Annotated in this window: 24 protein-coding genes; 15 read left to right on the top strand and 9 right to left on the bottom strand. The window is 65.3% G+C overall.

The features are described from left to right. Nucleotides 1–15: 15 nt before the first annotated feature. On the top strand, nucleotides 16–426 hold the full coding sequence (locus ACN9MY_RS22215) for a VOC family protein (RefSeq protein WP_426162730.1): 411 nt from the start codon (nucleotides 16–18) through the stop codon (nucleotides 424–426). On the opposite strand, the gene ACN9MY_RS22210 is transcribed toward ACN9MY_RS22215, so the two are convergent. The 4 genes from ACN9MY_RS22210 to ACN9MY_RS22195 all read right to left on the bottom strand — a co-directional run bounded on the left by ACN9MY_RS22210 (nucleotide 427) and on the right by ACN9MY_RS22195 (nucleotide 4,278). Further along, nucleotides 427–1,404: an FHA domain-containing protein gene (locus ACN9MY_RS22210; RefSeq protein ID WP_426318643.1), complete on the bottom strand. Its 978-nt coding sequence runs from the start codon at nucleotides 1,402–1,404 to the stop codon at nucleotides 427–429. It lies immediately after the preceding gene. Continuing rightward, nucleotides 1,401–2,717 (bottom strand): S1 family peptidase, encoded by a 1,317-nt coding sequence (locus ACN9MY_RS22205; protein ID WP_426162725.1) that lies wholly within the window; start codon nucleotides 2,715–2,717, stop codon nucleotides 1,401–1,403. Before ACN9MY_RS22205 ends, ACN9MY_RS22210 begins: the two co-directional genes overlap by 4 nt. A 31-nt stretch (nucleotides 2,718–2,748) precedes the next feature. Further along, on the bottom strand, nucleotides 2,749–3,402 hold the full coding sequence (gene ribA, locus ACN9MY_RS22200; RefSeq protein ID WP_426162722.1) for a GTP cyclohydrolase II: 654 nt from the start codon (nucleotides 3,400–3,402) through the stop codon (nucleotides 2,749–2,751). Between the two features lie 177 nt (nucleotides 3,403–3,579). Further along, the gene (locus ACN9MY_RS22195) at nucleotides 3,580–4,278 is read right to left on the bottom strand and encodes a pirin family protein (RefSeq protein ID WP_426336168.1); all 699 of its coding nucleotides are present in this window, start codon (nucleotides 4,276–4,278) and stop codon (nucleotides 3,580–3,582) included. A 105-nt stretch (nucleotides 4,279–4,383) separates the two neighbouring features. Between ACN9MY_RS22195 and ACN9MY_RS22190 the strand changes: the two genes are divergently transcribed. From ACN9MY_RS22190 to ACN9MY_RS22175, 4 genes are all read left to right on the top strand, one after another. Next, nucleotides 4,384–5,316 carry a LysR substrate-binding domain-containing protein gene (locus ACN9MY_RS22190; RefSeq protein WP_426336167.1) on the top strand — a complete coding sequence of 311 codons (933 nt, stop codon included), beginning with the start codon at nucleotides 4,384–4,386 and terminating at the stop codon, nucleotides 5,314–5,316. After that, the gene (locus ACN9MY_RS22185) at nucleotides 5,306–5,542 is read left to right on the top strand and encodes an EAL domain-containing protein (protein WP_426336166.1); all 237 of its coding nucleotides are present in this window, start codon (nucleotides 5,306–5,308) and stop codon (nucleotides 5,540–5,542) included. The genes ACN9MY_RS22190 and ACN9MY_RS22185 overlap by 11 nt, the downstream gene beginning before the upstream one ends. Before the next feature lie 76 nt (nucleotides 5,543–5,618). Next, on the top strand, nucleotides 5,619–6,158 hold the full coding sequence (locus tag ACN9MY_RS22180; RefSeq protein ID WP_426336165.1) for a glutathione binding-like protein: 540 nt from the start codon (nucleotides 5,619–5,621) through the stop codon (nucleotides 6,156–6,158). After that, nucleotides 6,155–7,066 (top strand): DMT family transporter, encoded by a 912-nt coding sequence (locus ACN9MY_RS22175; RefSeq protein WP_426336164.1) that lies wholly within the window; start codon nucleotides 6,155–6,157, stop codon nucleotides 7,064–7,066. Before ACN9MY_RS22180 ends, ACN9MY_RS22175 begins: the two co-directional genes overlap by 4 nt. Here the strand turns inward: ACN9MY_RS22175 and ACN9MY_RS22170 are convergent. Continuing rightward, on the bottom strand, nucleotides 7,063–7,404 hold the full coding sequence (locus tag ACN9MY_RS22170; RefSeq protein ID WP_426162709.1) for a KGG domain-containing protein: 342 nt from the start codon (nucleotides 7,402–7,404) through the stop codon (nucleotides 7,063–7,065). The two genes, ACN9MY_RS22175 and ACN9MY_RS22170, sit on opposite strands and share 4 nt — an antisense overlap. A 126-nt stretch (nucleotides 7,405–7,530) precedes the next feature. Here ACN9MY_RS22170 and ACN9MY_RS22165 point away from each other — a divergent pair, with 126 nt between their 5' ends. The 3 genes from ACN9MY_RS22165 to ACN9MY_RS22155 are packed head-to-tail and all read left to right on the top strand — an operon-like array spanning nucleotide 7,531 to nucleotide 8,734. After that, nucleotides 7,531–7,956, top strand: coding sequence for a DUF1810 domain-containing protein (locus tag ACN9MY_RS22165; RefSeq protein ID WP_426318639.1), 426 nt, complete (start codon nucleotides 7,531–7,533; stop codon nucleotides 7,954–7,956). After that, nucleotides 7,953–8,333, top strand: coding sequence for a glutaredoxin domain-containing protein (locus ACN9MY_RS22160; protein ID WP_426162705.1), 381 nt, complete (start codon nucleotides 7,953–7,955; stop codon nucleotides 8,331–8,333). The genes ACN9MY_RS22165 and ACN9MY_RS22160 overlap by 4 nt, the downstream gene beginning before the upstream one ends. Continuing rightward, nucleotides 8,333–8,734, top strand: coding sequence for a PPC domain-containing DNA-binding protein (locus tag ACN9MY_RS22155; RefSeq protein WP_426323825.1), 402 nt, complete (start codon nucleotides 8,333–8,335; stop codon nucleotides 8,732–8,734). Before ACN9MY_RS22160 ends, ACN9MY_RS22155 begins: the two co-directional genes overlap by 1 nt. Here the strand turns inward: ACN9MY_RS22155 and ACN9MY_RS22150 are convergent. Continuing rightward, a complete protein-coding gene (locus ACN9MY_RS22150; RefSeq protein WP_426336163.1) occupies nucleotides 8,691–9,938 on the bottom strand; it encodes a dipeptidase in 1,248 nt (415 codons plus the stop codon). The two genes, ACN9MY_RS22155 and ACN9MY_RS22150, sit on opposite strands and share 44 nt — an antisense overlap. A 99-nt stretch (nucleotides 9,939–10,037) precedes the next feature. Between ACN9MY_RS22150 and ACN9MY_RS22145 the strand changes: the two genes are divergently transcribed. Continuing rightward, on the top strand, nucleotides 10,038–10,574 hold the full coding sequence (locus tag ACN9MY_RS22145) for a pilus assembly FimT family protein (protein ID WP_426318637.1): 537 nt from the start codon (nucleotides 10,038–10,040) through the stop codon (nucleotides 10,572–10,574). Here ACN9MY_RS22145 and ACN9MY_RS22140 read toward each other — a convergent pair. The 3 genes from ACN9MY_RS22140 to dgt are packed head-to-tail and all read right to left on the bottom strand — an operon-like array spanning nucleotide 10,571 to nucleotide 12,946. After that, nucleotides 10,571–10,792: a DUF3820 family protein gene (locus ACN9MY_RS22140; protein ID WP_426318636.1), complete on the bottom strand. Its 222-nt coding sequence runs from the start codon at nucleotides 10,790–10,792 to the stop codon at nucleotides 10,571–10,573. The genes ACN9MY_RS22145 and ACN9MY_RS22140 overlap by 4 nt on opposite strands. Before the next feature lie 4 nt (nucleotides 10,793–10,796). Beyond that, the gene (locus tag ACN9MY_RS22135; RefSeq protein ID WP_426318635.1) at nucleotides 10,797–11,726 is read right to left on the bottom strand and encodes an AraC family transcriptional regulator; all 930 of its coding nucleotides are present in this window, start codon (nucleotides 11,724–11,726) and stop codon (nucleotides 10,797–10,799) included. After that, nucleotides 11,723–12,946 carry a dGTP triphosphohydrolase gene (dgt, locus tag ACN9MY_RS22130; protein WP_426318634.1) on the bottom strand — a complete coding sequence of 408 codons (1,224 nt, stop codon included), beginning with the start codon at nucleotides 12,944–12,946 and terminating at the stop codon, nucleotides 11,723–11,725. The genes ACN9MY_RS22135 and dgt overlap by 4 nt, the downstream gene beginning before the upstream one ends. An 89-nt stretch (nucleotides 12,947–13,035) precedes the next feature. Here dgt and ACN9MY_RS22125 point away from each other — a divergent pair, with 89 nt between their 5' ends. From ACN9MY_RS22125 to ACN9MY_RS22100, 6 genes are all read left to right on the top strand, one after another. Further along, a complete protein-coding gene (locus tag ACN9MY_RS22125; RefSeq protein WP_426336162.1) occupies nucleotides 13,036–14,505 on the top strand; it encodes a sodium:solute symporter in 1,470 nt (489 codons plus the stop codon). Nucleotides 14,506–14,531: 26 nt separating this feature from the next. Next, nucleotides 14,532–16,409 (top strand): signal peptide peptidase SppA, encoded by a 1,878-nt coding sequence (gene sppA / locus ACN9MY_RS22120; RefSeq protein ID WP_426336161.1) that lies wholly within the window; start codon nucleotides 14,532–14,534, stop codon nucleotides 16,407–16,409. Nucleotides 16,410–16,589: 180 nt separating this feature from the next. Further along, entirely contained in the window at nucleotides 16,590–18,065 is a 1,476-nt protein-coding gene (locus ACN9MY_RS22115; RefSeq protein ID WP_426318631.1) for an efflux RND transporter periplasmic adaptor subunit, read from the top strand. Continuing rightward, nucleotides 18,062–21,112 (top strand): efflux RND transporter permease subunit, encoded by a 3,051-nt coding sequence (locus ACN9MY_RS22110; RefSeq protein WP_426336160.1) that lies wholly within the window; start codon nucleotides 18,062–18,064, stop codon nucleotides 21,110–21,112. Before ACN9MY_RS22115 ends, ACN9MY_RS22110 begins: the two co-directional genes overlap by 4 nt. Beyond that, nucleotides 21,109–24,348 carry an efflux RND transporter permease subunit gene (locus ACN9MY_RS22105; protein ID WP_426162686.1) on the top strand — a complete coding sequence of 1,080 codons (3,240 nt, stop codon included), beginning with the start codon at nucleotides 21,109–21,111 and terminating at the stop codon, nucleotides 24,346–24,348. Before ACN9MY_RS22110 ends, ACN9MY_RS22105 begins: the two co-directional genes overlap by 4 nt. Continuing rightward, nucleotides 24,345–25,718, top strand: coding sequence for an efflux transporter outer membrane subunit (locus ACN9MY_RS22100; protein WP_426336159.1), 1,374 nt, complete (start codon nucleotides 24,345–24,347; stop codon nucleotides 25,716–25,718). The genes ACN9MY_RS22105 and ACN9MY_RS22100 overlap by 4 nt, the downstream gene beginning before the upstream one ends. Nucleotides 25,719–25,749 lie beyond the last annotated feature (31 nt).

The raw sequence follows: 25,749 nt of genomic DNA, 5'->3' as shown, positions 1-25,749 counted from the left end.
CAAAGGAGACAAACGATGATCAAGATTCGCGAAATTGACCACATCGTACTGCGCGTTGTCGACGCCGACCGCATGATCCGCTTCTATACCGAAGTGCTGGGCTGTACGATCGAGCGCCGCCAGGACGAGATCGGCCTGATCCAGCTGCGCGCTGGCAGCTCGCTGGTGGACCTGGTGCCGGTTGATAAAAAGCTGGGCAGGATGGGCGGTGCTGCGCCGGGCAAGGAAGGGCGCAATGTCGACCATTTCTGCTTCCGCGTCGAGCCGTTTGACGAGGCGGCGATCCGCGCCCACCTGAGCGCGCACGACGTGGCGAATGGCCCGTCCGAATCACGCTATGGTGCGGAAGGCGAAGGGCCGTCGATCTATGTCAACGACCCCGAAGGCAACACCGTCGAACTGCGCGGTGCGCCTTACGCGAGCTGATTACTCGTCGTCGTCCTCGTCGTCCTTCTTGAGCTTCGAGGACTTGCGCGCTTCATCGGCGGCAGCTTTCAGCTTGGCCGCATCGCCCATGAATTCATCCACGCTGTGGTCTTTGCTCTGGCGGACTTCGGGCGGCAGGATCACCGACATGTAGAGCTCATCGCGCAGCCGTCCGGCGCCCTCGTAATTCCGCATCAGGATCAGGCCAGAGCCCAGGGCGAGGAACACGGCGCAGGATGAGATGAAGGCGCGCGGCTTGTGCGGCTTCACGGTGCGCAAGTGGTTGTAGATCATCGCCACCAGGATCAGCATCACCACATGGTTGCCGTAGCGCGTGAACATTTCCGCCGACCAGGCATACGCCAGCACGCTGCTCAAAGCCTTCCATGCGCCGATTGCTACCAGTCCGCTGCCAAGGATGAACAGATGGCGTCCAAGGCGTGCATGACCGCCGAAAATGCGATTGGCCAGGGCCCAGACGCCACTCCACACCATGCCGGCGCCGATGCCGGTGACAATCACCAGCAGGTAACGGATGGCCTGGAAGGCGCCCGTATCGGACAGCGCTTCGGTCACGCCGACGAACAGGGCAATCAGCGCCATGCCTGCCAGCGCGGGCACGCCGCCTTCCCAGGCATGCATGGTGGTATCGGTGACTTCGGCTTCAACCGGGAATGCCGCGTCGCGTACGCGCAGGCGGGTGTGGCCGAGGCGCACCACGGTGGTGCCGTTGATCGGGACCGAAGCCTGGCGCTTGCCGTGCACCACGATGCCGTTCTGGCTGCCCAGGTCGCGCATCACGAGCGCACCGTCTTCCGCCAGCTCTACTACGGCGTGGGTAGGCGCGGTATGCGCGTCGTCCAGGATGAAGTCGTTGTTGTATCCGCGGCCGATGGTGATCGGCAGCTTGTCGACGCGGTGGCGATGCAGCACGTCGCCGTTGCGCGCCAGGGTCTCGATGAAGAACGGGCCGTTCATTTCCTGCCCCCGCGCGCCAGCGATTCGAGGAAGGCACGCGAGGCACGCAGGCCGTTTTCATAGGACACGCCGCGCGCGTCAAGGCGGCTTTGCAGGTTCATCTTGCCTTCGTCGGTGCTGGAGGTCAGCAGGGCGAAGTCGTACAGGCCGTCGAACTTGCGGTAGGCGCGCACGCACATCACGGCGCGCATCGGCAGGTTGCTGTTCTTGACGAATTGTTCGGTGCACATCGGGCCGGTCAGGCGCTTGTCCTTGTGGCTGCCGAAGCTCTCGTTCTTGAAAGAGTTGCTGGACAGGACAGCGAAGCGCACTTCATCCAGTCCCGTGCTCTTCATGTATTGATGCTGGATCTGCACCTGGCCGGTCTGCAGCGAGCCGGAGACGAACAGCGACGACTCCATCTGGCAATTGGTGACTTCCACCTGGAAGGAATCGCGGTCGTTGGACCGCCCCCAGCAGCGCATCTGTTCCGATTCGCGCACCGGCACCGAGTACGGTCCCATGGCCTTGGCGGACAGCGGTTTTTCCAGCAACTGGTCGATCATGGCCTTCTGGTGCACCAGAAGCTGCTGCGCGACGATGGCGGTGAAGTCCTTCGGCGGCTTGGCCTCCGGATCGACTTTCTTCAGCAGCTCTTGCGCGTAGCGGGCAGGGACCAGGAAGGACACCAGTTCGCCATCGAGGCGCTTGGAGACGTTGATGCCGGCCACCGCGCCATCCACGGTCACGCTCGGGCCGCCGCTCATGCCGGCGTTGATCGGGCCCGTGAACATCAGCTGCTCGTAGAAGCTGCGCGCGATCACGCCGTTGAACGAACCTTCGGAGATGGCAAAGCCCAGGTCGAGCGGATTGCCCAGCGAGTACAGGTACTGGCCTTGCGTCAGGGTGACCGGCTTGTCGCCCAGCTTGAAGTAGCCGGTGCCGTAGCGGTTGACGCGCACCACGGCCAGGTCGTGCAGCACATCGACTGCCAGCAATTCGATATTGCCGCGCTGGCCGGCGGTATCGACCCATTCGCCGGTGTAGGTATCCGGATCAAGTGCGAACTGCGAGACGACGTGGTAGTTCGTCAGCACCAGGTTGGAGGTGCCGACCAGGAAGCCGGAGCCGACCGAGGATTGGGTGCGGCCGGTTTTCAGCAGCGAGCGTACCTGCAGCAGGTCGGCCTTGGCGGCGGAATAGAGTTTTTGCGCGGTGCTCGATGGTGTCGGCAGGGCGACTGCATCGGGGGCTTGGGCCGGAGCCTGCTGGGCGTTGGCTGCTGCGCAGCCCCAGGTCAAAGTCAGTAGTAATGCAAGTTTAGTGAATTTCATCTAATCCTTAGACCTGGGAGTGAGGCGGGGATTACAGTTCGCCGTCTTCGGCGGCTGGCGGGGTGACTGGGGTCATCATGTGCCCCAGCTTGAGCGCCTTGGTATTCAGGTAGTGCTGGTTGAAGGCATTGCGGTTGACCAGCAGCGGCACCCGTTCGGCGACTTCGACGCCAAGGCTGCCCATGGCCGCGATCTTGCGCGGGTTGTTGGTCATCAGCTTCAGGCTCTTCACCCCAAACTGCTTGAGCATCGGTTCAACCAGGGCGTAGTTGCGCTGGTCTGGCTTGAAGCCTAGTTGTTCGTTGGCTTGCACGGTGTCCGCACCTTGCTCTTGCAGGCGGTAGGCGCGCATCTTGTTGATCAAGCCAATGCCGCGGCCTTCCTGGCGCAGGTAGAGCAGCACGCCGCGGCCTTCCTCGGCGATGCGTTTCAGGGCGCCTTCGAGTTGGGCGCCGCAGTCGCAGCGCTGGGAGAACAGCACGTCGCCGGTCAGGCATTCGGAATGGACGCGCGCCAGCACAGGCTCGCCATTGCCGATATCGCCCAGCACCATGGCCAGGTGCTCCTTGCCGGTCGCGTGTTCGACGAAGGCATGCAGCGTGAACTGGGCCCACGGCGTCGGCAAGGCGCACGAGGTGACGTAGTCCAGGTCTTCTTTTACCGGTTGTTCTGCTACGGGCTGCATGATGCTCTTTCAATCTTTGTGTTGTGTAACCCTGCAATCATAACAAAAACCCGGATATTAGGGGTCAGCCCCAAGCCGGATGGCCGTCCCGTCTGACCCCCAACGGTCTCGAACCAGAACCGTTGGCCGCGCCGCAGACTGGGTCTGACCCTGCGGGTCAGACCCAGGTTTACCGGTTTAAGGCAGGTCAAACAGCAGAACTTCGACATTATCGCCACCTGACAGCGTCACCGACTCCTCGCCGGTAATCTTGGCAGCATCGCCACCTTTCAGCTCGGTGCCGTTGACGGTCAGCGTGCCGCGGATCACGTGGACATAAGCCTGCCGCCCCGCGCCCAGCGCATGCACGGCCCCTGCGCCGCCATTCAGGATGGAGGCGTAGATCAACGCGTCCTGGTGCACCAGCACCGACCCCTCACGCCCATCCGGCGATGCGATCAGCCGCAAGGCGCCGGTTTTGCTCTCCGGCGTAAAGTGCTTTTCCTCGTAGCCAGGCTCGATGCCGCCCTGCGAAGGCTGGATCCAGATCTGCAGGAAATGCACGCCTTCCTTGTTCGAGTGGTTGTACTCGGAGTGGCGCACGCCGGTGCCAGCCGTCATGCGCTGCACGTCGCCGTAGTGCAGGACCGAGCCATTGCCCATGCTGTCCTTGTGTTCCAGCGCACCGCTCAGCACATACGAGATGATCTCCATGTCGCGGTGGCCATGGGTGCCAAAACCCTGGCCCGGCGACACCTTGTCCTCGTTGATCACCAGCAGGGGGCCGAAACCGACATGGTTCGGGTCATAGTAGTGGCCGAAAGAGAAGCTGTGTTTCGAATCCAGCCAGCCAAAATTGGCAACGCCGCGGTCTTCAGATTTACGTACTTGCAACATGATTAGCTCCTTGTGCGATAATTTCGATCAGATGTTTCACAGTATAAGTGCGGGCAATCGTGTTAAAAAGCGAATAATTTGCCTGTCTATGATCGAAAAAATCGAATGCTTAGACTCAGCCTGGAAGCCCTGCAAATCGTGGACGCCATCGACCGTGGCGGTTCCTTTGCCGCCGCCGCGCGGGAGTTGTACCGCGTCCCTTCGACCATTTCCTATACAGTCGGCAAGCTGGAAGAGGAGCTTGGGGTGCAAGTGTTCGAGCGCTTCGGCCCGCGCGTTGCACTGACAGCTGCCGGGCACGAACTGCTGAAGGAGGGACGCTACCTGCTCAAGGCGGCGGGCGACCTGGAGCAGCGCGTGCGGCGCGTTGCCTCCGGCTGGGAAACGGAGCTGGCAGTCGGCCTTGACTCTATGTTCGGCGCCGCCGTGCTGGCTCAGGACGTGCGCGCTTTCTATGAGGTCACCCAGCAAACCCGCCTGCGCCTGGTGCAGGAAACGCTCGGCGGCAGCTGGGAGGCCTTGCTGGACCGGCGCGTCGATCTCGTGGTCGGCGCGCCGGGCGACGGTCCGGCCGGGGGCGGTTATGTGTCGCAGCCCATCGGCCGGTTGAAATGGGTGTTCGCGGTCGCGCCGCAGCATCCGCTGGCGCAGCTGCCCGGCCGCCTGGGGCGCAACGCGTTGCAGCTGCACCGCGCGATTGCCACGGCCGATTCCGCACGGCTGCTGGCGCCGCGCACGGTCGGCCTGGTGCTGGGGCAGGACACGCTGACGGTGCCGACCATGCAGGCCAAATTCGACTACCAGTGCGCTGGGCTGGGCTTCGGCTTCCTGCCCGAACGCTGCGCGCGCGAAGCGATTGCTGCCGGCCTGCTGGTGGAAAAGGAAGTGGAAGAGCCCAAGCCCGATGAAACTTTCTACCTCGCGTGGCGCAGCGGCGAGTCCGGCGCAGCCTTGCGCTGGTGGCGGCAGCGCATGGCCGAACCGGGCTTGTTCGAACGTTTATGCTCGCACCTGCCGAAGGTTGCTCTTGGTCAATAAGCGTGTTGCCCGCGCCGTCGTCACCATGGCCAAGCAATTGCGGCGGGAAATCGTGGCCGAGGGCGTGGAAACCATCGAACAGATGAGCTTCCTGCGCGACCTGGGCTGCGACCAGCTCCAGGGTTACCTGTTCAGCCAGCCGGTCGGCGCGGCAGGCCTCGAACGCATGCTGCGCGAAGGCAAGCGCTTGGCGGTTACCGGGCGCCAGGCGACGCTGGCTCCATAAAATCACCCATTACTGGACCTTTCTTGGGGCCATGTTGCGGTGCAAACTGTCCCTGCCAACATCGAAAGGGATTGCCATGCTGGACTTCTATTACGTCGCGACACCCCAAGGTCAGCAATTGCTGATGTTCCTGGAAGAGACCGGATTGCCGTTTCGCCGCATTCCCCACGCCAGGTCGCTGGCGATTGTCGACCACTGGCCGATGGATGCCGGCGAACCGTTGCCGCTGCAGGAGTCGGGCGCCATGCTGCTTTACCTGGCCGAAAAGGCCGGTTTCGGCATGCCGGCCGGAATGCGCGCACGGGCAGCGACGAGGCAGTGGCTGTTCTGGCAGAAGTCATTCGAATGCCGCAGCAATGAAACGGGTGGGCTGTACAGTGCGCTCGACAAGGAACTGGGAGGGCAGGCTTACCTGTGCGGGGAGCAATACTCCGTGGCTGACATCGCCTGCTTCCCCTGGGTGAGTGCGCGCGGCGCACGGCTGGCCGCTTATCCCAACCTGGCGCGCTGGTTCCACGCCGTCAGCCAGCGGCCGGCAACGCAGCGCGCCTACGGCGCTCCGGACAGCGTGGCGCCGCCGGCCGAAAGCGAAGCGCTGGCAGGAGTATTGCCATGAAGCGGACCGATGCGGGCAGCATGTTGTCGGTGGCGGCGATCTGGGGCGCCTCCTATCTGTTCATCCGCGTCGGGGCGCCGGAGTTTGGCGCGGCGGCAATGGGCGGGGTGCGCGCTGTCGCAGCGGCCGGGCTGTTGTTGCCGCTGCTGTTGTGGCGCGGCCAGCTCGGCGCACTGCGCAAGCATTGGCGCGGCATCGGCTTTGTTGGCGTGACCAATGCGGCCCTGCCTTTCCTGTTGTTCAATTTCGCCGCGCTGACGATTCCGGCAGGCCTGTCCTCCATCCTGAGCGCGACCACGCCCTTGTTCGCGGCCCTGATCGGCGCCATCTGGCTCGGCGAACGCTTGACCCTCACGCGCATGGCCGGCTTGTCGCTGGGCTTTGGCGGCGTGGTGCTGCTGGTGGCGGGCAAGCTGCACTTCCTGCCGCAACAAGACATGCTGCGCACGGTGCTGGCCTCGCTGGCCTGCCTGGCGGCGACGCTGCTGTATGGGATTTCGGGCAATTTCAGCAAGCGCTACCTGGCCGAAGCGCCGCCGCTGGCGGTGGCGACGGGCAGCCAGATGGTGGCTGCCGTGCTCTTGATTGGCCCGGCGCTGGCGCTGTGGCCTGCCGAGCCGCCTTCGCCCAAGGCCTGGGGCGCGGTGCTGGCGCTGGCGGCACTGTGCACGACGTTCGCATACGTGCTGTTCTTTGGATTGATTGCGCGGCTGGGCGCGAGCAAGGCGATGAGTGCTCTGTTCCTGATCCCGGCCTTTGGCGTGCTGTGGGGCTGCCTGTTCCTGGGGGAGACGTTCTCGTTGCAGATGGGATTGAGCTGCCTGGTGATCCTCGCGGGTTGCGCGCTGACCACCGGGCTTGTTGAACCGTCGCGCTGGACGGTTCCGTTCCTGACTAGGCGCGCTTAGCGCTTGTCATCGTTTTTGTGGCTTTGGCGGCCGGCTTCGGCGTGCTGCTCAGGGGTGCCGCCACGGGTGCCGCCACCGCTGCCGCCGCTGCCGCTCTGGCGGCTGCCCGATTCGGACGAGCCGGACTGGCGGTTGCCGTCATTCTTGTGGCTCATGCTGCCGGCCTTGCGCGCTTCTTCCGAGGTGAACTCGTGCGCATTGCCGGAGGCGTGGGCTGCCTTGCCGCCTTCGCTGGCGATTTCACGCTGCTTTTCGGGGTCCATCGATGCGAAGCCACGGTTGCTGGTATCGCCCGACTGTTTGTTCCCGCCGCGGTTGTCTTGATTACTGGATGCCATGATCATCTCCCAATTCGGTTCAAGGAGTCGTCATGGTAGGCGTGGCAGGGGCGCCAATTAATCAGAACACGCTACCAGAGTTTGTAGGACAATGGCTCATTGAAAAGTAACTTTTCGAGGCAGGCCATGTACCTACTGGATCGCTTTACCGCTGCGCAGGAAGGCCTCTACCAACAGGTGGTCAGCGAACTGTCGGCTGGACGCAAGCGCAGCCACTGGATGTGGTTCATCTTTCCGCAGATCGCCGGCCTCGGCGCCAGCGCCATGGCGCAGCATTACGCGATCAGCGGGCTGGCCGAAGCGCAAGCCTACCTGGCGCATCCCTTGCTGGGCGCGCGGCTGCGCCAGTGCAGCGCGCTGGTGCTGGCTGTCCAGGGAGCCACGGTCCATGGTATCTTCGGGTCGCCGGACAATATGAAATTTCATTCGTCGATGACGCTGTTCGCGCAAGCCGCGCCGGACGAAGCGCTGTTCCGCGCTTGCCTCGACAAATATTTTGGCGGCGTGCCTGACCCGGCCACGCTGGACTTACTGCACAAGGAAAAACAATGACCCGTACCATCCTCGACGACGCCCACCTGCACCCGGCCATCCGCGAACGCGTGGCGAAGAACCATGCCGACATCGTGGCGGAAGTGCAGGCGGCCATTGCGGCCAACCGCGTGGTGGTCGTCGGCATGCGCCAGAACCCGTTCCCGAAAAAGACCTGCCGCCTGCTGGACGCGCAAGGCACCAAGTATGCCTACCTCGAATACGGCAGCTACTTCAGCATGTGGCGCCGCCGCACGGCGCTGAAGATGTGGACCGGCTGGCCGACCTTCCCGATGATCTTCATCGACGGCGTCCTGATTGGCGGCTTCAGCGACCTGGAGCGCCTGATCGAGAAGGGCGAATTTACTTCGCTGGTCGCACCGCGACTGCAGGGATGATGGACGCGCTGCCTTTGCGCCTGAATCCCGGCGACGACCTGCGCGGCGCCGTCGAACAGGCGCTGCGCGATGCGGGAGCTGCGGCCGGCTACCTGGTGCAGGGCATCGGCAGCCTGTCTGTGGCGCAGCTGCGCTATGCCGGGCTGGCGCAGCCGACCGAGTTGCTGGGCGACCTGGAAATCCTGACGGTAGCCGGCTCGGTGGCGCCGGACGGCGCCCACCTGCACATGATGCTGTCCGATGCGCGCGGCAGGGTGTTCGGCGGGCACGTGGGCCGCGGCTGCATCGTGCGCACCACGGCCGAGTTGCTGCTGGTGCTGCTGCCGGCGCACCGGTTCTCGCGCGAGCACGACCCGCTTACGGGCTTTGCGGAGCTGGCGATTCGGCGCGCGCCAGGCTAGGCTTGCGTTCCTTCTGCAGGCGGGCAGCGACTTGTTCCGCGCCGGCGAAGGCGCGCACCAGGTTGCCGCCGGCCAGCTTGGCAAGGTCCTTGTCGCTCCAGCCGCGGCGTATCAGTTCCGCAAACAGGGCAGGGTAGGTCGATACGTCTTCCAGTCCTTCCGGGTTGATGGAGCCGTAATAGTCGCCGGCGATGCCGACGTGGTCCTTGCCCGCCACGCGCGCCACGTGCTCGATGTGGTCGGCCACCATGGCCAGGGTGGCTTTCGGCTGCGGGCCGGCCTTGGCGATATACGCTTCCCTGACGGCCTTGAATTCCGGGCTGTCCGGCCTGGCGCCGGCTGCTGCCGCGGCGTCGCCCAGGCCTTTGCCCCATGCCGCCACCTGCGGCGAGACGAAGGCCGGCACAAACGTTACCATCACCACGCCGCCGTTGGCCGGCAGCCGTTTCAGTACTTCGTCCGGCACGTTGCGCGGATGGTCGTCCAGTGCGCGGGCGCTGGAGTGCGAGAAGATCACCGGCGCCTCGCTGGTGTCGAGCGCCTGCAGCATCACTTCCGTGCTGACGTGGCTCAGGTCCACCAGCATGCCGAGGCGGTTCATTTCGCGCACAACTTCCTGGCCGAAGCGCGTCAGGCCGCCGTGCTTGCGTTCACCCATGGCGGCGTCGACCCAGTCCAGCGTGCTGTTGTGGGTCAGGGTCATGTAGCGGGCGCCGAGGTCGTAGTAGGCGCGCAGGGCGCCGAGGCTGTTTTCGATCACGTGGCCGCCTTCCATGCCGATGAAGCTGGCGATCTTGCCTTCGCGTTTGGCCTTGGCGATGTCGCTGCTGCGGGTGGCCAGCACCAGGCTTTCAGGATATTTCGCGATCATGCGGCGCGCCAGGTCGATCTGCTCCAGCTGCTCGACGGCCCAGCCGCTTTTCAGCTCGCCCGGCACGTAGACGCTCCAGAACTGGGCGGACAGCTTGCCTTGCTTCAGGCGCGCCAGGTCGGTTTCGTGCGGGGTGCGCTGGCGCAGGTCGTAGTGGTCCACGTCCATCGGATGGCCGGCGTCTTCGCGGATGGTCCAGGGCAGGTCATTGTGGCCATCGACCAGGGGCACGCGGTCCAGCAGGGCCTGGGCGTGGCGCAGGGCGGCGTCTGCGGCGAAGGCGGGCGAACAGCCCAGGACTCCGCACAGCAGTGTGATGTACAGTCGGTTCAAATTATCTCCGTTGAAATAGCGATTATTTTTCAAGTATGCCGCAGCGCCAAACGCCGGTATACTCTGGCGGTTTAGCAAGACCTGAATCCGGAATTCTTCATGCATCGACATCGCGCACCTGCCAGGGGCTTTACGCTCATCGAACTGATTGTCGTCATCGTCATCCTCGGCATTCTGGCTGCGGTGGCGCTGCCGAAAATGATCAACTTCGGCTCCTCCGCCCGTACCGCATCGATCCAGGCCCTTGCAGGATCGGTCAGGACGTCGATCGGCCTGGTCAAGTCGCTTACCGCGCTGAGGGGCGAAGGCACGCCCGGCGCCCAGGCCAACATCACGTTTGTCGACCTGGACGACACGACCAGCATGCGCGTCTGGAGCGGCTACCCTGACCGCTGGTGCGACGGCATCGGCATTGCGCTGCAAGGCACCAAGATACCGGCCGGCGGCTGCTACCTGTCATCCAGCGCGGTGAAGACCGGCGACTATACTTTCTACGGCTACGGCAATAGCCAGATCCCCGGCGGCGACGCCGGGTGGCGAATCGAGGAGGCGCCGAACCCGACGCAGTGCTCCGTCCGATACAACTACAACGGCAGCGGCACTCCAGTGGTCACAGTGAACACCAGCGGCTGCTAAGGGCGCCTGGGCGCGCGCAGCGGATCGAGCAGGGCGCGCAGGTTGTTGTGGTCGATCTCGTACATCAATGCCAGCAGCGCGCCAAGCTCCCCTTTCGGGAAGCCTTCGCGCGCCATCCAGCCCAGGTAATGGCCTGGCAAGTCGGCCAGCTTGCGGCCCTTGTACTTCCCGTAGGGCATATCGCGCGCCACCAGCATTGCCAGGTATTCCGGGTTCATTCTTCTACAGTGCTTTCACAGGTATGCAGATCTCGCAGGTAAAGCTGCCGTCGGTCTGCGTCGCAAGGTTCTCGTAGCGTTCAAAGCATGGGCGCTCGTCGCATTGCAGCCCGCTGGAAGGCAGCCATTCCTTCATCATGCGGTTCCACACCGGGCCGATGTCGCGCGGCGAACCGGTGTAGCGGGTGACAGCATAGCGCCCGCCGGGCAGATGGGCGACGCTGAATTGCCCGCCGGGCTCGAAACCTTCCGGGATCTCGACGCAGGCATCATAGCGGCACTTGTCGGCCGGTGTGACGCTCGGGTCGTCGTGGCCGATGCCGTAGCAGGTGGCGCCGGCCAGGCCGTGGCCGAGCATCCAGGGCATGACGGCCTGGGCCCAGAACTGGCCGACGGCCGGGCCGTAGGGGCCGATGTGGCGGCGGTAGGCGATGCGGGCAGCTGGCAGGTCGACGATGTTGACTTCCATGATCATTTCTCCGAATGGGTTGTTGGAGACGCCATGTTCGCCGTTCGCGCCTGCGCCGGCCTGACCGTACTTGCTGTTCGCCTGATCCAGATTGCTATTTTGCGCCGCCAGGAACGCGGCCGTGCGCTCGGGCGTGCTGTTGCGCCACTCGGTGGGCGTGCTGCCGAAGCGGGTCTTGAAGGCCCGGGCAAAGGCTTCGCCCGAGCCGAAGCCGGTCGACAGCGCGACCTCGAGCACCGTACCGCCGGCAGCCAGCTTGTGGGCCGCGACTTCCAGGCGGCGCCGGCGCACATAGTCGCCGATGGTCTCGCCCATCCAGCCGGCGAAGATGCGGTGGAAGTGGTAGCGCGAAAAGTTGGCGATGTCGGCCAGGGCCGGCAGGTCAAGCTGCGCGTCCAGGTTGCGGTCGATATGGTCTAGCACCCGGTTCATGCGGCGCTCGTATTCGCTGCGCGGATCGTTCATGCGAGGGGATAGATGCGGTCAAGGCTGCCGGGGCCGAAGTACTTTTCGTATTCCCTGGCAGCGTAGGAATCCATCATGCCGGAAATGTAGTCCACTACCAGCCGCTCGCGCGAATCCTTCAGGCTGCGGATGGCCGGCGGCAGCAGGATGCCGCCCTTGTTGTAGGTCTTGTCGGTCAGGACTTCGAACAGGCCGCGGATGATTTTCTCGCCGCGCTTTTCGTAGAGCTGCACGTCTTTCTTGCGCAGGATGGCGCGCCACAGCAGGCTTTTCAGGCCGCGCGCCAGCAGGCCCTTGGTGCGGTAGCCCAGTTCGGGGCCGTGCTTGCCTTCCACCACGGCGATGTCGCGGCACAGTTCATGCACGATCTGCGAGGTCAGCTCCTTGCGCAGCACGATCGAATATTCCTCCGAGCTTTCCTGCATGTCGCATTTCAGCGCTTCCTCGTGGGCGTGGTTGGCGATGCTGGCGAATTGCTCGTAGGCGGCGGAAAAGTCCTTGCTGATCCTGAATTCGTGGACGATCTCGCCCCAGGTGATGATGCCGAAGCTCAGCGCATCTTCCACGTCGTGGGCGGCATAGGCGATTTCGTCGGCCAGGTCCATGATCTGGGCGTCGATGCTCTTGCGGACCGTAATGCCGGCGGCGTTGAGCTGTCCGATCAGGAACGCATAGTCATCGTCGTACAGGAATTTCTTCGGATTGTCGGCACGGCGCTGGAAGTACTTGGTGATGCCGAGCAGGGAGCGCACGGTCAGGTTCAGGCCAGCATAGGCGTGGTGCTTCTTTTCCAGCGTGCGCAGGGTGCGGAAGGCTTGCGCATTGCCCTCGAAGCCGCCGGAACCGGCCGCCAGCTCGTCCAGGATCTTTTCGCCGTAATGGCCGAAAGGCGGGTTGCCGATGTCGTGCGCCAGCGAGCAGGTTTCCGATACCACGCTGCGCTCCAGCCCCAGGTCGGCCGCGATGGAACGGGCGATCTGCGCCACTTCCAGGCTGTGGGTCAGGCGGTTGCGGTTGAAACGGTTGGCGTCGACGCCGAGCAGCTGCATCTTGCCCTGCAGGCGGCGGAAAGAAGACGAATACAGCACGCGCGCATAATCGCGCATGCACTCCTCGCGGCCCTCGCCGCGGCCGTCGGCCTGGGCGTGGACGCGGTATTCGAGCGGCAGTACCAGCGCCTCCTGGGCGCGGGCGAATTCGATGGTCTGTTGGTCGTACATTGTTTTCCTCTGGTTTGCAGGGGATTCTAAGTCGCTTCCGCATTCCGGTGTATATTGCAGCCCAAATTGTTTCACGGCTGGATAATAAAATGTCACCTGTTTCGCTGTTCCTCGTGGTTCTGGCCTATTTCGGCCTGTTGCTGGGCGTGGCCTGGGCCACTTCCCGCAACGCCAACAACGACAGCTTCTTCATCGGGAACAAGAGTTCGAACTGGATGCTGGTGGCCTTCGGCATGGTCGGCACCACGCTGAGCGGCTTGACTTTCATCAGCGTGCCGGGCGCGGTGGGGCGCGACGGCTTTGGCTACATGCAGATCATGATCGGCTATGTACTCGGTTATATCGCCGTGGCCTGCATCCTGCTGCCGCTGTACTACCGCCTGAAACTGACGTCCATCTACCATTACCTCGACGTGCGGCTGGGCCGGCGCTCCTACCAGAGCGGGGCGGCATTCTTCATCCTGTCGCGCACCCTTGGCGCCACTGCGCGCCTGTACCTGGTGGTGAACATCCTGCAGGCGGTGATCTTGGACAGCCTTGGCGTGCCGTTCTGGCTGACCAACCTGGTCATCCTGGCGATGATCCTTCTGTATACCTACGAGGGCGGGGTCAAGACCATCGTCTGGACCGACACGCTGCAGACCACCGGCATGCTGCTTGGCCTGGTGGCCTGCACGGCCTTCCTGCTGGACGAGATGAACCTGGGCTTGCTGGAAAGCCTGGAGCGCATGCGCTCTGCCGGGCTGGCGCGCGTCTTCACGACCGATATCAATAGCCCTGGCAACGCCTGGAAACAGGTGCTGGCGGGCATCTTCATCGTCATCACCATGACCGGCATGGACCAGGAAATGATGCAGAAGAATATCTCGGTCAAGACCCTGGGCGATTCGCAAAAGAACATGCTGGCGCTGAACGCCATCCTGGCCGGCGTGCTGGCGCTGTTCCTGTTCCTCGGCGGCCTGCTGTACCTGTATGCGCCGCAGGTGGGCGTGGCCGTGAGCGGCGACAAGATCTTCCCGGCCGTGGTGATGGGCCATATGCCGGCGCTGCTGCAGCTGGTGTTCATCATTGCCCTGATCAGCGCCCTGTTCCCGAGTGCGGACGGCGCGATCACGGCGCTGACCTCGTCCTTCTGCATCGACATCCTGGGCCTGAAACGGCGCGCTGACCTTGGCGAGGGCGCGCAACTGCGCATCCGCCACCGGGTGCACCTGGCTTTCTGCGCGCTGTTCCTGCTGCTGGTGATGGTGTTCAAGTGGATCGACAGCGCCAGCATGATCGGCATGATCCTGAAGCTGGCCGGCTACACCTACGGCCCGCTGCTTGGCCTGTTCGCCTTCGGCCTGCTCAGCAGGCGGGCGGTGAATGACAGGCTGGCGCCGTGTGTGGCGCTGGCCGGGCCGCTGCTGTGCGCCCTGATCGACTTTAACCAGCAAAGCCTGTTCGGCAGCTACCGCATCGGCCTGGAGCTGCTGGTCATCAACGGCCTGCTGGTCATGGCTGGGCTTTACCTGATTTCTTCACCCTCCAAGGCGAATGTCGCTTATAGTGTGAAGTAGTTTCATTTTTTGCACTAGGAGTAAAGATGTCCCGCTCTGTTTTCTCGTATGTCCGCGGTGGATTTGCCTGGTTCTGGAATGCCGTGGATAAAAGCCGCCGCGCCACCATGAACTTCCTGTTCCTGCTGGTCGTGGTGCTGCTGATTGCCGCCATGTTCGGCGGCGGCGTCAAGCCCTTGGGCGACAAGACCATGCTGGTCCTGAACCTGGAGGGCTCTTTGGTTGAACAATCGTCCGGCAGCAGCCGTGACGCGCTGATGGCCGGCCTGTCCGGCGGCGAAGTGCACAAATCCGTGCAACTGCGCGATGTCCTGAACGTGCTCGATGCGGCCGCCAAGGACCCGCAAATCGGCGGCGCCGTGCTGGTGCTGGACGAAATGCAGGGCGGCGGCCAGGCCATGCTGCGCGAGATTGGCGCCGCGGTGGACCGTTTCAAGGCCAGCGGCAAGAAGGTCGTGGCCTGGGGCTCCAGTTATAACCAGCGCCAGTACCAGGTCGCGATTCACGCCGACGAAGTCTACCTGCACCCGATGGGCGCAGTGTTCCTCGACGGTTTCGGCAAATACCGCAATTACTACCGCGATGCGCTGGACAAGGTTGGCGTGACTGTGAACCTGATGAAGGTCGGCACCTACAAGAGCTTCGCCGAGCCGTTCATCGCCAACGGCCCTTCGCCGGCGGCGGCGGAAGCGGATGCTTTCCTGTACAACGACCTGTGGGCGCGCTACACCGCCCAGGTGGAGCAGTCGCGCAAGATGCCGGAAGGCGCGCTGATGAAGGCGATCGACAACCTGCCGGCACTGGTGGCTGAAGCAAAAGGCAACCTGGCGCAGGTAGCGCTGGACGCCAAGCTGGTCGACGGCCTGAAAACCAAGGATGAACTGCGCGTCATGATGACCAAGCGCGGCGTGGACGATCCTGCGGCCAAGTCCTTCCGCCAGGTCAACTTCCACGATTACCTGGCGCGCGTCTTCCCTAAACTGACCGGCGACGCGATCGGCGTGGTCATGGCGGTCGGCGAAATCAGCGACGGCGATGCGCCGGCCGGCCAGATCGGCGGCGCGTCGACGGCACGCCTGGTGCGCATGGCGCGCGAAGACAGTTCGATCAAGGCGGTGGTGCTGCGCGTCGATTCGCCCGGCGGCAGCGCTTTCGGCTCGGAGCTGATCCGCCGCGAGCTGGAGCTGACCCGCGCGGCAGGCAAGCCGGTGGTGGTCTCGATGGGCAATGTGGCCGCGTCCGGCGGTTACTGGATTTCGATGGCTTCCGACGAAGTAATTGCCGACCCGGCCACCATTACCGGCTCGATCGGCGTGTTCGCCCTGTTCCCGACCGTGGACAAGGTGATCGACAAGCTGGGCATCCACACCGCCGGACAGACCACCACCTGGCTGGGCGATGCAGGCAATCCGCTGCGTCCGATGGACCCTCGCTTCGGTCAATTGATCCAGGGCGTGATTGGCCACACCTACGAGGAATTCACCGCCAAGGCGGCCAAGGCGCGCAAGACCACGGCTGACAAGATCGATGCCGTGGGCCAGGGCCGCGTATGGACCGGCGTGCAGGCGCAGGAGCGCGGCCTGGTCGATACGCTGGGCGGCTACCAGGATGCGCTGAAGGCGGCTGCACGCCGTGCCAAGATGAGCGGCGAGCCGCGTATCGTCTACATCGAGCGTGAAGTGTCGCGCTTCGACAAGGTGCTGGAGTTCTTCGGCGCCTCGACTGCGAAGGCCGCTGCCGCCAAGGCCTTTGGCGACCAGGCCCGCGCTTCGCTGCTGCCTGCCGGGATGCCGGCTGGCGTGGCTACCGAGGTGGTGCAGGACCTGGGCTGGTTGAACGAAATGACCGCCCAGCGCAAGCCGTTCATGGCGCTGACCCATTGCCTCTGCAGTTCGCCCGATTAGTTTGTAGCAGCTTTGTAAGCAGTTATTACAAGAAACAAGCCGCCAGCCAGTCTGGCGGCTTTTCTTTTGGGGCGCCAGGGCGCTTGAATTGTTTCCGATGTTTCTTGCCTAACGCATTTGCGCCGGGGCGCTGTGCTAGAGTCAATTCGCGTTCTTACCAAAAGAAGAAAGGGTCGCCCCATGGAGACTCCAACAACATCCAGTACCCCGTCGAAACCTCGCGCCGGCAAGCGGGCGCGCTGGATCGGGGGAGTCGCCGCCCTGGCCGGGATGCTGGCCCTGGGCGGCCTGGCCTGGTACCTGACCCACCGCGGCCCGGCCGATGCCGGGCCGGGTGGTCCGGGTACCTCAGCCGCTGCCGCCGGACAGGGGGGGCGCGGCGCTGGTGCGGGCGGCGCTGGCGGCGGCCGGGGCGGACGCAGCGGCCGCGGTCCGGCTGCCACGGTGGGCGTGGCGACTGCCGAAAAGGCCGACCTGCCGGTCACGCTCGATGCGCTGGGCACGGTCACCGCAGCCGCTACGACGACGGTGCGGCCGCAGGTCTCCGGCATCCTGCAAAAGGTCTTGTTCAAGGAAGGCCAGATGGTGAAGGCGGGCCAGGTGCTGGCCCAGATCGATGCGCGTCCCTTCGAGCTGCAACTGATGCAGGCGACCGGCCAGCGCGAACGCGACGAAGCGCAGCTGGAAAACGCCCGCCTGACCCTTGAACGCTACCGCACCTTGCTGTCGCAGGACTCCATTGCGCGGCAGGACGTCGATACGCAGGCGGCGCTGGTCAAGCAGCTCCAGGGCACGGTCACCACCGACCGCGCGAATGAGGGCACGGCGCGCCTGAACCTTGGCTATACGAAGGTGCTTGCGCCGATCAGCGGGCGGGTCGGCTTGCGGGTGGTCGATATCGGCAACCTGGTAGGTTCTGGCGATGCCGGGGGCATCGCGGTGATTACGCAATTGGCGCCGATCGACGTGGAGTTTGCGGTGCCGCAGGACCGGGTCTCCGAGCTGGGGCAGCGCGCCGGCGATCGCGCCGGCGATCGCATGGTGGCGCTGGCGTACGACCGCACGCGCAGCACAGTGCTGGAGAAAGGCGAGTTTTACGCGCTGGACAACCAGGTCGACACCCAGACCGGTACGGTAATGGCCAAGGCGCGCTTTGCCAACGCCGGTTCCTCGCTGTTCCCCAGCCAGTTCGTGAACGTGCGGCTGGAGCTGCGCACAATCAAGGACGCCGTCGTGGTGCCGGTGACGGCATTGCGGCACGGTGCTTCGGGCGATTACGTATACGTGCTGCAGGATGGCCAGACGGCGTCGCTGCGGCCGGTCAGGCGCGGGATTGCCACCGTGGACAAGGTGCAGATCGAGAGCGGCCTGGCAGCGGGCGAGCAGGTGATTACCGAAGGCGCGGACCGCATCAAGGATGGGGCGCGCGTGACGCTGCCAACGCAGCGACCAGGCGCCGACGGCGAGCACGCGGGCCGCTCGCGCGGCGAAGGCAGGCCGGCGGGCGAGGGCGGCGGCAAGTGGCGGCGTCATCGCGACGATGCCGGGGCGGGCGGCGACGCATCGGGAGCGGGAGGCGATGGCCGCCGGACGCGTGACGGTGCGTCAGGCGGGGCGCGGGGCGAGGGCCGGGCAGCGGACGGCGTGACGCGATGAGCCCCTCGGCGCCATTTATCCAGCGGCCGGTGGCGACGGCGCTGTTCATGCTGGCCATCGTGCTGGCAGGACTGCTTGGCTACCGCTTCCTGCCGCTGTCGGCGCTGCCGCAGGTCGACTTCCCGACCATCCAGGTACGCACCCTGTATCCCGGCGCCAGCCCGGAAGTGATGGGCCGCACGGTGACGGCGCCGCTGGAGCGGCAGTTCGGCCAGATGTCCGGCCTGCAGCGCATGAGTTCCACCAGCGCCGCCGGCGTTTCCATCATCACGCTGCAGTTCAGCCTGGGGCAGACCCTGGACGTGGCCGAGCAGGAAGTGCAGGCCGCCATCAATGCCGGCGGCTCGCTGCTGCCGACCGACTTGCCGGCGCCGCCCGTGTACGCCAAGGTCAACCCGGCCGACGCGCCAGTGCTGACCCTGGCCATCACGTCGAAAACCATGCCGCTGACGGAAGTGCAGAACATCGTCAACACGCGGCTGGCGCTGAAAATCAGCCAGGTCAACGGCGTCGGCCTGGTCACGCTGAGCGGCGGCCAGCGGCCTGCCGTGCGCATCCAGGCCGACACCCAGGCGCTGGCGAGCTACGGACTGGGCCTCGATACGCTGCGCACCGCCATCACGGCGGCCAATGCCAACAGCGCCAAAGGCAGCTTCGACGGTCCCACGCGCGCTTTCACCATCAATGCCAACGACCAGTTGCTGGCGGCCGACGACTACCGCCAGTTGATTGTCTCCTACCGCAACGGCGCGCCGGTCCGGCTGCAGGACGTGGCCCGCGTAGTGGATAGTGCGGAAAACGTCAAGCTCGGCGCCTGGGCCGGCCTGACGCCCGCCATCATTCTCGACGTGCAGCGCCAGCCGGGCGCTAACGTCATCGCCACCGTGGACGCCATCAAGGAGCGCCTGCCGGAACTGCAGGCCAGCCTGCCCGGCGCCATCGAGGTGACGGTGCTGAGCGACCGCACCCACGGCATCCGCGCATCGGTGCTGCACGTGGAGCTGGAATTGCTGCTGGCCGTGGTGCTGGTGGTGCTGGTGATCTTCGCCTTCCTGCGCAGCCCGCGCGCCACGGTGATTGCCAGCCTGGCGGTGCCGATCTCGCTGGTCGGCACCTTTGGCATCATGTACCTGCTCGGCTACAGCCTGAATAACCTCAGCCTGATGGCGCTCACCATCGCCACCGGCTTCGTGGTGGACGACGCCATCGTCATGATCGAGAACATCGCGCGTCACATCGAAGAAGGCGAGACCCCGATGAATGCCGCCCTTAAAGGCGCGCAGCAGATCGGCTTCACCATCATCTCCCTGACGGTGTCGCTGATCGCGGTGCTGATCCCGCTGCTGTTCATGGGCGACGTCGTGGGCCGCCTGTTCCGCGAGTTCGCGGTCACGCTGGCCATCACCATCCTGATCTCCGCCGTGGTGTCGCTGACGCTGGTGCCGATGATGTCGGGCCGCTGGCTGGCCGAACACAAGGAGCATGAGGCGACCCTGTTCGACCGCCTGGTCAAGCGCTATGACGGCAGCCTGCAATGGGTGCTGGAGCGCCAGGGCCTGACCCTGCTGGTGGCGCTGGGCACGCTGCTGCTGACGGTGCTCCTCTACCTGTGGATTCCAAAAGGCCTGTTCCCGACCCAGGACACCGGCCAGCTGCAAGCCCGCATCGAGGCCGCGCAGACCGTGTCCTACGAGCGCATGGCGCAACTGCAGCAGCAAGCCGCCCGCGCGCTGCTGGACGACCCTGCCGTGGCCTCGCTTAGTTCGGTGGTCGGCGTCGATGCCGGCAACAACACCATGCTGCATACCGGCAGCATGCTGGTCAACCTGAAACCGGACCGCGACAAGCTGCAGGTCGTGATGGAACGCCTGCGCCAGCGCGTGGCGCAAGTGGCTGGCGTCAAGCTTTACCTGCAGCCCACGCAAGACCTGACCATCGATGCCGAAAGCGGGCCGACCCAGTATCGTGTCTCGCTGGAAGGCGCCGACAACGCCACCGTGTCCGAGTGGGCGGGCAGACTGGCCGAACGCATGGCGGCCAAGGAACGCCTGCGCAATGCGGTGTCCGACGTGGGAGCTACCGGCGCCGGCGCCTACGTCAGCATCGACCGTGACACGGCATCGCGGCTGTCGATCACCGCTGCCGCCGTCGATGATGCCTTGTACAGCGCCTTCGGCCAGCGCATCGTGTCCACCATCTTCACCGAGACCAACCAGTACCGGGTGATCCTGGAGGCCGGCCAGGACCGCATGGACACGCCGGAAGCACTTGGCAACCTGCAACTGCGCACCGGCAGCGGCAAGCCGACCCCATTGTCGGCCATTGCCAGTGTGCAGGAGCGCCCGGCGCCGCTGCAGGTCACGCACGTGGCGCAATACCCGGCCACCACCATCGGCTTCGATGCCGCGCCGGGCGTCGCGCTGGGGCAGGCGGTGGACGCCATTCGCGATGCGGCGAAAGAAGTCGGCCTGCCGCAGTCGGTCAGCCTGACTTTCCTCGGCGCGGCCGGCGCCTACCAGGCTTCGCTGAGCAACCAGCTCTGGCTGATCCTGGCGGCCGTGGGCTGCGTCTACATCGTGCTGGGCGTGCTGTACGAAAGCTATATCCACCCGCTGACCATCCTGTCCACGCTGCCCTCGGCCGGCGTCGGCGCGCTGCTGGCGCTGATGCTGACGGGGCAGGAGCTGGGCGTGATCGGCATCATCGGGATCATCCTGCTGATCGGCATTGTGAAAAAGAACGCCATCATGATGATCGACTTCGCCATCGAGGCGGAACGCGAGCAGGGCATGGCGCCGCGCGACGCGATCCACCAGGCCGCACTGCTGCGCTTGCGGCCGATCCTGATGACCACCATGGCGGCGCTGTTTGCGGCCATCCCGCTGATGTTGGGCTGGGGCGAAGGCGCCGAGCTGCGCCGGCCGCTCGGCCTGTCGATCTTCGGCGGCCTGATTGTCAGCCAGTTGCTGACGCTGTACACCACGCCGGTGATCTACCTAACCTTTGACCGGCTTGCGCAGCGCCGCCGAAAAGGTAGAGAAGCATGAACCTGTCCGAGCCCTTTGTCCGCCGTCCGATTGCCACGGTGCTGCTGACGATCGGGCTGGCTCTGGCCGGCATTGCGGCCTTCTTCGTGCTGCCGGTATCGCCTTTGCCGCAGGTGGACTATCCATCGATCTCGGTCAGCGCCAGCTTGCCGGGCGCCAGCCCGGACACCATGGCAAGCAGCGTGGCGACACCGCTGGAGCGGCGCCTGGCCGTGATCGCGGGCGTCAATGAGGTCACTTCGTCGTCCGGCAGCGGTTCGACCCGCGTCAACCTGCAGTTTGAGCTGAACCGCAAGATCGATGCCGCGGCGCGCGAAGTGCAGGCCGCCATCAATGCCTCGCGCGCCGACCTGCCGGCGACGCTGCGCAGCAATCCGACCTACCGCAAGGCCAATCCATCCGATGCGCCGGTCATCATCCTGGCGCTGACATCGGCGACGCGCAGCCCGGGGCAAGTGTATGAGTCGGTGTCGAACATCGTGCAGCAGAAGCTGGCGCAGGTGAAGGGCGTCGGCGACGTGGAGATCGGCGGCGGTTCGCTGCCGGCGGTACGCGTTGAGTTGCTGCCGTTTGCGCTGAACCGCTATGGCGTATCGTCCGAGGACGTGCGGGCTGCGATCCAGGCCACGAACGCCAACCGGCCCAAAGGCGCGATCGAGGTCGAAGGGCGGCGCCTGCAAATCTATTCGGCAGCTTCAACAGCCAGCGGCGGGCGCAGCGCGGCCGATTACCGCGACCTGGTGGTAGCCTGGCGCGACGGCGCCGCGATCCGGCTCGACGACGTGGCCGAGGTCACCGACGGCGCCGAGAACCGCAATACGCTGGGCCTGTTCAACGGCGATCCCGCAGTCATCGTGCTGGTGACGCGCCAGCCTGGCGCCAACGTGATCGAGACGGTGGATGCGGTGCGCGCGCTGCTGCCGCAGCTGCAGGCGCAATTGCCGCAGGACGTGAAACTGCAGGTCGCTTCGGACAGCACCAACTCGATCCGTTCGTCGCTGCACGAGATCGAATTCACCTTGCTGATCTCGATCGTGCTGGTGGTGCTGGTGGTCAGTGCCTTCCTGCGCAGCGCGCGGGCGACCGTGATCCCGGCGATCGCCACGGTGGTGTCGTTGCTGGGCACCTTCGGCGTGATGTACCTGCTGGGCTTCAGCCTGAATAACCTTAGCCTGATGGCGCTGACCGTAGCCACCGGCTTCGTGGTCGATGACGCCATCGTGGTGCTGGAGAACACGGCGCGCCACATGGAGCAGGGCATGGAGCGCTTCGCCGCCGCGCTGCAGGGGGCCAGGGAAGTCGGCTTCACCGTGCTGTCGATCAGCGTGTCGCTGGTGGCGGTATTCATTCCGCTGCTGTTCATGGGTGGACAGGTGGGGCGGCTGTTCCGCGAATTTGCCGTCACCCTGTCGGCGGCGGTGATGATTTCCCTTGTGATTTCACTGACCACTACGCCGATGCTGTGCGCCTGGCTGCTGCGGCCGGGCGCCGGGCAGAAGCCGCCGGGGCGCGTGTCGCGCTGGTTCGAGCGCGGTTTCGGCGTCATCTTGCGCACGTATGAAAAATCACTGGACTGGGCGTTGGACAGTGCCTGGCTGGTGATGCTGGTGCTGGTGTTCGTGGTGGGGCTGAACGTGTACCTGTATGCGTCGGCGCCGAAGGGATTTTTCCCGCAGCAGGATACGGGACAGATCAACGGGGGCATCCGGGCCGACCAGAGCATCTCGTTCCAGGCCATGCAGGGCAAGCTGCGGCAGCTGGTGAATATCATCCGCGACGATCCGGCGGTGGCCACGGTGGTCGGCTTTACCGGCGGCTCGCGGGCGGGCGGCGGTTTCATGTTCGTCAGCCTGAAGCCGGTGGCCGAGCGCGACGTGACCGGGCAGCAGGTGATTGCGCGCTTGCGGCCCAAGCTGGCGCGCGTGACCGGCGTGTCGCTGTTCCTGAATACGGTGCAGGACTTGCGCATGGGCGGGCGGCAGAGCAATTCCACCTACCAGTACACGCTGAAGAGCGATAACCGGGCCGACTTGAAACGTTGGGCATCGCGGCTGGCGGACGAGATGAAACGGCAGAAAGCACTGGTGGACGTCGATACCGACCAGGCGGACAACGGAGTGGAAACGTTCGTCGCGGCCGACAAGGACATGGTGGCGCGCATGGGGCTGACGATGCGCGATGTCGACAACGCGCTGTATAACGCCTTCGGCCAGCGCCAGGTGGCCACCATCTACGATGAGCTGAACCAGTACAAGGTGGTGATGGAGGTGGCGCCGCAATACGCGCGCAGTCCCGAGGCCCTGGCCGATGTCTATGTGGCGCGGCGCGCGGCGGCGACTGCGCAGGAGCTGGGCAGTGCGGCGAATGGCGCAGGCGCATCGGCGAGCGGCGCTGGCTCGGCCGCCGGCGCCAGCGCCAGCACGGCTGGCAGCGTGGTGGGGGCAGGGATGCGCGACCCGTCCGGCGGCTCGGCCCTGAGCGCGCAGGCGGAAGCAATGGTGCCGCTGGCGGCGCTGGCGACCTTCGCCGAGCGCTCGACGCCGGCCTCGGTCAACCACCAGGATGGCGAGTTGGCCACGACGGTCTCCTTCAACCTGGCCGATGGCGCCAGCCTGGGCGAGGCGCAGCAAGCGGTGAAAGACGCGGAAAACGCCATCGGCATGCCCAACAATGTGCGCGGCAGCTTCCAGGGCACGGCGCGCACGGCGCAGGAAACCAACCAGCAGCAGCCGCTATTGATCGCCGCCGCGCTGGTGGTGATCTATATCGTCCTCGGCATGCTGTACGAAAGCCTGGTGCACCCGATCACGGTGCTGTCGACGTTGCCGTCAGCTGGCGTGGGGGCAGTGCTGGCGCTGCTGATGTTCCGCATGGAGTTCTCGCTGATTGCCCTGATCGGCGTCTTCCTCCTGATCGGCATCGTGAAGAAGAACGCCATCCTGATCATCGACTTCGCGCTGGAGGCGGAGCGCACGCGCGGCCTCGATCCGCGCAGCGCCGTGCGGGAAGCCTGCCTGCTGCGCTTCCGCCCGATCCTGATGACGACCATGGCAGCGGCGCTGGGCGCGCTGCCGCTGGCAATTGGTTTCGGCGAAGGCTCCGAGCTGCGCCAGCCGCTGGGCATTGCCATCATCGGCGGCCTGGTCGCCAGCCAGTTGCTCACCTTGTTGACCACGCCCGTGGTCTACCTTTTGCTCGACAAGATGCGCCTGCGTGGCGCGAAGGCCACATCATGAAAAAAATTCTTGGCGCGTGCACGCTCATACTGGCCGGTTGCGCCACCGGCCCGGCCTACCACACGCCCAGCGCGCCGCTGTCGGCCGAATTCAAGGAAGCACAGGGCTGGCAGCCGGCCGCGCCGGCGGATTTGCTGGAAAAAGGGCCATGGTGGGAGCTGTTTGGCGACGCCACGCTCAACGCGCTGGCCGGGCTGGTGGAAGTGAACAACCAGAACGTGGCGGCGGCCGCGGCGCGCTACCTCCAGGCGCGCGCCGCCGTGTCCGAGCAACGCGCGGCGCTGTTCCCGGTGGTGACGCTGGACGCCAGCGCCAACCGCAATGGCGGCGGCGGGGACACGCGTACCGGCAACCAGTACCGCGTCAACATCGGCGCCAGCTGGGAGCCGGACGTATGGGGCAGGCTGCGCGCCGGCGTCAGCGGCGCCCAGGCCAGCGCCCAGGCCAGCGAAGCTGACCTGGCGGCCGCGCGCCTGGCGGCACAGGGCGAGCTGGCCGTCAACTACATCGGCCTGCGTCTGGCGGATGCCCAACTGGCGCTGCTGGGCGAAACAGTGGAGGGCTACCAGCGCGTGCTGCAGATCACCCAGAACCGGGTCAACGCCGGCGTGGCGCCCAGTTCGGACCTGCTGCAGGCACAGACCCAGCTGGCCAACGCCAGCGCCGACCGCCTGGCCGTACAGCGCCAGCGCGCCCAGCTCGAACACGCGATCGCCATCCTGCTTGGCAAGGCGCCGGCCGACTTCACGCTGGCGCCGGCGCCCTGGACGCTGCAGGTACCGCTGGTCCCGGCCGGCCTGCCGTCCACGCTGCTGGAGCGGCGGCCCGACATCGCCGCCGCCGAACGCCGGGTCGCGGCGGCCAACGCGCAGATCGGCATCGCCCGCAGCGCCTATTTCCCGAGCCTGAGCCTGGGCGGCAGCTACGGCGTGGCGGGCAGCCAGCTGGGCGGCTTGTTCAGCGCCTCCAACACCCTGTGGTCGCTCGGCCTGTCGGCGGCGCAGGCGGTGTTCAATGCCGGCGCCACCGGCGCCCGCGTCGACCAGGCCAACGCCGCCCGCGACGTGGCGGTGGCGGCTTATCGCCAATCCGTCCTGAACGCGCTGGCCGACGTGGAAGACCAGTTGGCGGCCAGCCGTGTGTTGGCGCAACAACAGTCCTTGCGCGAGACGTCGGCCGCCGCGGCCAGCCAGGTCGAGCAGCAGATGCTGAATCGCTACCGCGCCGGCCAGGTTGGCTACACGGAAGTGGTCACGGCCCAGGTCACGGCACTCAATGCACGGCGCGCCCTGTTACAGGCGCAGGCCGACCGGCAGTCAACCGCAGTGGCCCTGGTGCAGGCGCTGGGAGGCGGCTGGCACGCCCGGTAAACCTCGCTGCCGGGTGTAACTGGCGGTTTGC

Source organism: Pseudoduganella sp. R-31 (genome assembly GCF_049913235.1).
Lineage (GTDB): Bacteria > Pseudomonadota > Gammaproteobacteria > Burkholderiales > Burkholderiaceae_D > Rugamonas.
The sequence above is the reverse complement of the archived record's forward strand: the minus strand, read 5'-3'. Positions and strand labels throughout refer to the sequence as shown.